6 protein-coding genes and 1 pseudogene are annotated in these 5,357 nt (G+C 71.3%); 3 read left to right on the plus strand and 4 right to left on the minus strand.

Going from position 1 to position 5,357, the window contains the following annotated elements; all coding sequences use genetic code 11:
- Positions 1–141: 141 nt before the first annotated feature.
- On the plus strand, positions 142–816 hold the full coding sequence (locus GTW40_RS18875; protein ID WP_161181371.1) for a hypothetical protein: 675 nt from the start codon (positions 142–144) through the stop codon (positions 814–816).
- A gap of 279 nt (positions 817–1,095) precedes the next feature.
- Complete coding sequence (locus tag GTW40_RS18880; RefSeq protein ID WP_161181372.1) at positions 1,096–1,956, plus strand: Bax inhibitor-1/YccA family protein; 861 nt, start codon at positions 1,096–1,098, stop codon at positions 1,954–1,956.
- 72 nt (positions 1,957–2,028) lie between these two features.
- Here GTW40_RS18880 and GTW40_RS18885 read toward each other — a convergent pair whose 3' ends face one another.
- Positions 2,029–2,259 (minus strand): DUF4287 domain-containing protein, encoded by a 231-nt coding sequence (locus GTW40_RS18885; RefSeq protein WP_161181373.1) that lies wholly within the window; start codon positions 2,257–2,259, stop codon positions 2,029–2,031.
- A 98-nt stretch (positions 2,260–2,357) separates the two neighbouring features.
- On the opposite strand from GTW40_RS18885, the gene GTW40_RS18890 reads away from it, so the two are divergent.
- Complete coding sequence (locus GTW40_RS18890; RefSeq protein ID WP_343245739.1) at positions 2,358–2,669, plus strand: hypothetical protein; 312 nt, start codon at positions 2,358–2,360, stop codon at positions 2,667–2,669.
- A gap of 25 nt (positions 2,670–2,694) precedes the next feature.
- Here the strand turns inward: GTW40_RS18890 and GTW40_RS18895 are convergent, their stop codons facing one another.
- The 3 genes and pseudogenes from GTW40_RS18895 to GTW40_RS33190 all read right to left on the minus strand — a co-directional run.
- On the minus strand, positions 2,695–3,477 hold the full coding sequence (locus tag GTW40_RS18895; protein ID WP_161181374.1) for a hypothetical protein: 783 nt from the start codon (positions 3,475–3,477) through the stop codon (positions 2,695–2,697).
- 329 nt (positions 3,478–3,806) lie between these two features.
- A complete protein-coding gene (locus GTW40_RS18900) occupies positions 3,807–5,027 on the minus strand; it encodes an acetyl-CoA C-acetyltransferase (RefSeq protein ID WP_161181375.1) in 1,221 nt (406 codons plus the stop codon).
- A gap of 179 nt (positions 5,028–5,206) precedes the next feature.
- Positions 5,207–5,357, minus strand: a pseudogene (locus tag GTW40_RS33190) (SGNH/GDSL hydrolase family protein); the annotation flags it as partial.

The raw sequence follows: 5,357 nt of genomic DNA on the forward strand, positions 1-5,357 counted from the left end.
GAGCGAGCCGCCGGGGAGCACGCCTCCGTCCACCGACCCCCCGGCCCAGGCGGCGTCGTCCTGACCCCCCTCCGGCCCTGTGTGACCACGCGGGTCGCACCCCCCTGAACCACATCGCATCCATTTCTTCCAGGAGACTCCATGGGAAGTCATCGAAAGCCGCGCCCGAGCAGCGGTCCGTTCAACGGACGCGCGGTCCGCACCGTCCTTCTCGCCGCGGGCGCCGCCGGAGTGGCGACCGCCGTCCCGGCCCACGCCGCGACCGGGCCCGCCCGCGCCGCGATCGTGTCGGACAGCGTGTTCAGCAACGCCAACCGGCTGCACCACACCCAGACGAAGGATTCCTTCACCGTCCGCGAGTTCGGCAACGTCCGGTCCGCCTCCGTGCGCAACCAGGCCAACGCCGCCTCCGTGGCCTGCTCGGTCGACGACAAGTGCCGGTCGGTCGCGCTGTCCTTCCAGATCGTCACGATCGCCGGGGACGTGCACCGGCTCAAGGCGGTCAACGTCAGCGACGCGACCAACAAGTACTGCGACGGCTGCCAGACCCTCGCGGGCGCCTACCAGTTCGTCGTCTCCACGCCCAACCCGCTCAAGCTGGACGCGAGTGCCCGACGCCAGCTCGCCGACATCGAGCGCCGACTGGACGTGCTGACCCGCTCCACGCTGCCCGCGACCGAGCTGCAGACCCGGGTGGACGCGCTGGCCGGCGAGGTCAACGGCGTCCTCAAGAACGCCGTGGCCAAGGCGCCCAAGGGCCACGACCGGCCCGACGTCACCCTGCACCGCCGACTGGACGGCTGGCCGGGCCACTGACCCCGTCCTGACCGTCCCGCCCCGGCCGGCCGCCGGTCCCGCGAGCGCCTCCCGCGGGACCGGCGGCCGGCCCCTTTCGTACGGGCCCCGGACACCCCTCGTTTACGGGGCCCGTACGTCCTTCGGGCATTACTTGCTCCATGGCCGGGAACACCGGTTCGGCATAACGTGTTCGGCAACACGGCGGGGGAAAGATCCTCCTCAAGGATTACGATCCTTCCTTTGCCAATCCATTACTCTTGAGGCCGAGGCCGCGCACGGCGGCCGTGGAGGAGTGAAATGAGGAGCAGCAACCCGGTCTTCTCGCGACGGGGGTTCAGCCGCGACAACGGCTACGCCGGTTTCAACACCGCACCGCAGGCCGGGTACGCACAGGGCAGCCCCTACGCGCAGAATCCGTACGCCCAGAACCCGTACGCGCAGCCCGACCTGGCGCACGGTGCCCCGCCGCAGGCCCCGCCCGCCGCCGGCCGGATGACGATGGACGACGTCGTCACCCGTTCGGCCTTCACCCTCGGCACGGTCGTCGTCGGCGCCGTCCTCGCCTGGACGCTGCTGCCGGTCTCCACGACCAGCTACGGCCTGGCGATCGGTTCCGCGATCATCGCCTTCGTCCTGGCGATGGTGCAGAGCTTCAAGCGCACCCCGTCCCCCGCGCTGATCCTGGGATACGCGGCCTTCGAGGGCGTCTTCCTCGGCGTGATCAGCGAGATGTTCAACAGCCGGTGGAGCGGCGCCCCCTTCCAGGCGGTGCTGGGCACCATGGCGGTCAGCGGCGCCACCCTCCTGGTCTACAAGGCCGGCTGGATCCGCGTCACCGCGCGCTACGCCCGCATCGGCATGGCCATCGCGATCGCCTTCCTGGTCGTCATGGCGGTCAACCTGCTGCTGGTCGCCTTCGGCGTCGCCGAGGACGGCGGGCTGCGCAGCATGGGCCCGCTGGGCGCGATCGTCGGCATCATCGCGATCCTGCTCGGCGCGTTCTTCCTGACCCTGGACTTCAAGCAGATCCAGGACGGCATCTCCTACGGCGCCCCGCGTGACGAGTCCTGGCTGGCCGCGTTCGGCCTCACCATGACCCTGGTGTGGATCTACATCGAGATGCTCCGCCTGGTCGCGATCTTCAGCAACAACGACTAGCGGACACCCCGCAGCGCACGCGAAGGGCCCCCGGTTCCGTACCGGGGGCCCTTCGCGCATATCCGGGGGCCGCTAGCGCAGCTTGCGCGCCGCCCTCCTCAAGTCGTACTCATGGATGATCGCCTTGGCATGGCCGTAGGCCAGATTGTGCTCGTGCCGCAGCCAGCTGACCTTCTCCTCGAAGCGGACGAGGGCGGGCCCCTCCTCCACCGCGCGCAGCCATTCGGAGACGGCGCGGCCGGTGCAGTGGGGAATGCGGGCAAGCATGTTGCGATGGGTCTCTTCGGAGAAGACTTGGGACATCGGCGCCTCCGAACGCAAAGGGGATACAGGCCGGTCCTCCCCGTCACCGTGCCCGAGCGCGCGCCGCTTGGCAACAGTGCCCGCGTTACGCTCGGGCGGTGCTGGATACGACGCCCCTGACCAAAGCAGTGGAACACTTCGCCGACCGGCTGCGGGCGGCCCCGCAGAGCCGGCTGCAACGCAGCGCCGCCGCCGAGGCCCTGGCCCTGGCGCGGGAGATGGCCCGGCGCGCGCAGGCGGTGGAGGAGCCGGGGACCGAGCCGCGTGAGATGCCGGACGCCGGGATGTTCGCGGCGGCCGACCAGATCACCGTCGCCGGGCACGACCTGGCGCTGGTGCTGAGCACCGACGAGCAGGTCGCCGAGGCGGCCCTGCTGGTGGAGGAGGCCCGCAAGCGGGCCGGGGTGTGAGGAGCCTCCGCGCGGCTCCGGGTGCTCAGAGGGACGCGATGACGCGGTCCGCGAGGACGTACACCGTCTCCTCGCCGCAGGCGAACGTCAGGGTGTAGGCGCCGGAGATGCCCGAGCCGCCGAGCAGATACGGGGACTCGCCCGAGCGCAGCGCGGCCGCGAGCCGTTCCGCCGTCTCGCGGTGGCCCGGGGTCATGCACAGGGTGGTGCCGTCGGCGAACACGTAGACGTCGAGGGTGCCGAGCGGGCCGGGGCGTACGTCGCTGAGTGCGACCTGCTGGGTGGCCAGCTGCTCCAGGGTGGTGGCGGCGCGCTCGTCCTCGTGACCGGCGGCCTGCTGCACCGGGACGAAGTCGGGGTGCGAGGGGTGGCGGCGGCGGGCCGCGGCCAGCTCCGGGGACTCCCCGGTCTGCTCCTCGGACTCGACGGCGGGCTCGGCCACGGGCTCGAGACCCGCGAAGTCGGCCTGCCGGGGCAGGAAGGGCTCGACGTCGGCCAGGCCGTGCAGCGAGGGGGCGTCGGAGGCGTCGCGCGCCTCCTGGGCGGCCCAGAACGCGCGGGCCTCGGCCAGCTCACGCTCGCGCTCCTCCGCGAGCGCCTCGGCCACGGCCGCGCGTATCTCCTCGGCGTCGGCGGTGGTGCGGGCGGCGGGCAGCAGGATGCGCAGGGCGGCCGCCTGGTTGTCCGCGAGCTGGGCCTGCAGCTCGGCGAGCTGACGGCGCAGCCGCAGCACGGTGCACAGGACGGCGACGCCCACGGCGCCCGTGGCGACCGTGGTGAGCAGCAGGGCGATGGGCATGGCGCTCACTGACGTACTCCCAGGTTCAAAGTCGACCCCCGACTTCCTACAACAGCTTGAAGGGCGGACTGACCGGCTGTCAGTGCGTAACGTCACGAAACGGACGGCACGTCGGCCTCGGTGGTGCGTGGCGCCTCCCGGCCCACGGCACTGACCTGCGTCGATCCCCCGGCGAGCGAGATAGGTCACACCCTGAGGGAGATTGGATCACAAAAAGGCCCAGCGCCCAGGGGGTTTCCCGGGTTCTGGGCCTTTTCGGACCGACGGTGCCCGAGCGGTCACCGAGGGTCGATCGGCGCGTCGGTTCGGGCGCGGTCAGCTCAGCGGATCGGGTGCGATCAGCTCAGGCGCTCGATGACCATCGCCATGCCCTGGCCGCCGCCGACGCACATGGTCTCCAGGCCGAACTGCTTGTCGTGGAACTGGAGCGAGTTGATCAGCGTGCCGGTGATGCGGGCGCCGGTCATGCCGAAGGGGTGGCCGACCGCGATGGCGCCGCCGTTGACGTTGAGCCGGTCCAGGTCGATGCCCAGCTCCTGGTAGGAGGGGATCACCTGGGCGGCGAACGCCTCGTTGATCTCGACCAGGTCGATGTCGCCGACGGAGAGCCCGGCACGGCGCAGCGCCTGCTTGCTCGCCTCGACCGGGCCGAGGCCCATGATCTCGGGGGAGAGGCCGGAGACGCCGGTGGAGACGATGCGGGCGAGCGGGGTCAGGCCCAGCTCGCGGGCCTTGGTGTCGCTCATGATGACCAGCGCGGCGGCGCCGTCGTTGAGCGGGCAGCAGTTGGCCGCCGTGACCAGGCCGTCGGGGCGGAAGACCGGCTTGAGGCCCTCGACGCCCTCCAGGGTGACACCCGCGCGCGGGCCGTCGTCCTTGGCGACCACGGTGCCGTCGGGCAGCGTGACCGGGGTGATCTCGCGCTCCCAGAAGCCGTTCTTGATGGCCTCCTCGGCGAGGTTCTGCGAGCGGACGCCGAACTCGTCCATCTCGCGGCGGGTGACGCCCTTGAGCCGGGCCAGGTTCTCGGCGGTCTGGCCCATGGCGATGTACGCGTCGGGGACCAGGCCGTCCTCGCGCGGGTCGTGCCAGGTGGTGCCCTCCTGCTGGGCGACCTCGGCGGTACGGGCCTCCGCCTCGGCGAAGAACGGGTTGCGCGTGTCGGGCAGGCTGTCGGAGTTGCCCTTCACGAACCGGGAGACCATCTCGACACCGGCCGAGATGAAGACGTCGCCCTCGCCGGCCTTGATGGCGTGCAGCGCCATGCGGGAGGTCTGGAGCGAGGAGGAACAGTAGCGGGTGATCGTGCAGCCCGGCAGGTGGTCCATGCCCATCTGTACGGCGACGATCCGGCCCAGGTTGTTGCCCTGCTCGCCGCCGGGCAGGCCGCAGCCGAGCATCAGGTCGTCGATGTCCTTCGGGTCCAGCTCGGGGACCTTGGCGAGCGCCGCCTGGATGATCGTGGCGGTCAGGTCGTCCGGGCGCAGGTCCTTCAGAGAGCCCTTGAAGGCGCGGCCGATGGGGGAGCGGGCGGTCGACACGATGACGGCTTCGGGCATCACGGCTCCAGTGGCGTAGGGAAGAAAGGGCAAGGCCCACTCGGAAGTTACCCGTACGTATGGCCTGGGTCACCCGGGTGCGGGTGTGACGCTGGCCGCAATTGTCTAAGCGCTTGCTTGGGTTTCTGTGGCCGACTCGCCTCGCCTCCGGGCTTGCCCGGTCGGCCTTGTCTCCGTGCCTACGACGACGGCGCCGCCGGTTCCGTCTCCGGCACCCCGCGCCTGCGCCGCCGCTTCAGCAGCGCCCAGGGCCCGCGCGGACCCGACGGCATCGCTGCCGTGACCTCGGTGCCCGCCTCCGCCGCGGCCTCGGCCGCCGCCCGCGCCACC

The organism is Streptomyces sp. SID4985, from assembly GCF_009863025.1.
GTDB lineage: Bacteria > Actinomycetota > Actinomycetes > Streptomycetales > Streptomycetaceae > Streptomyces.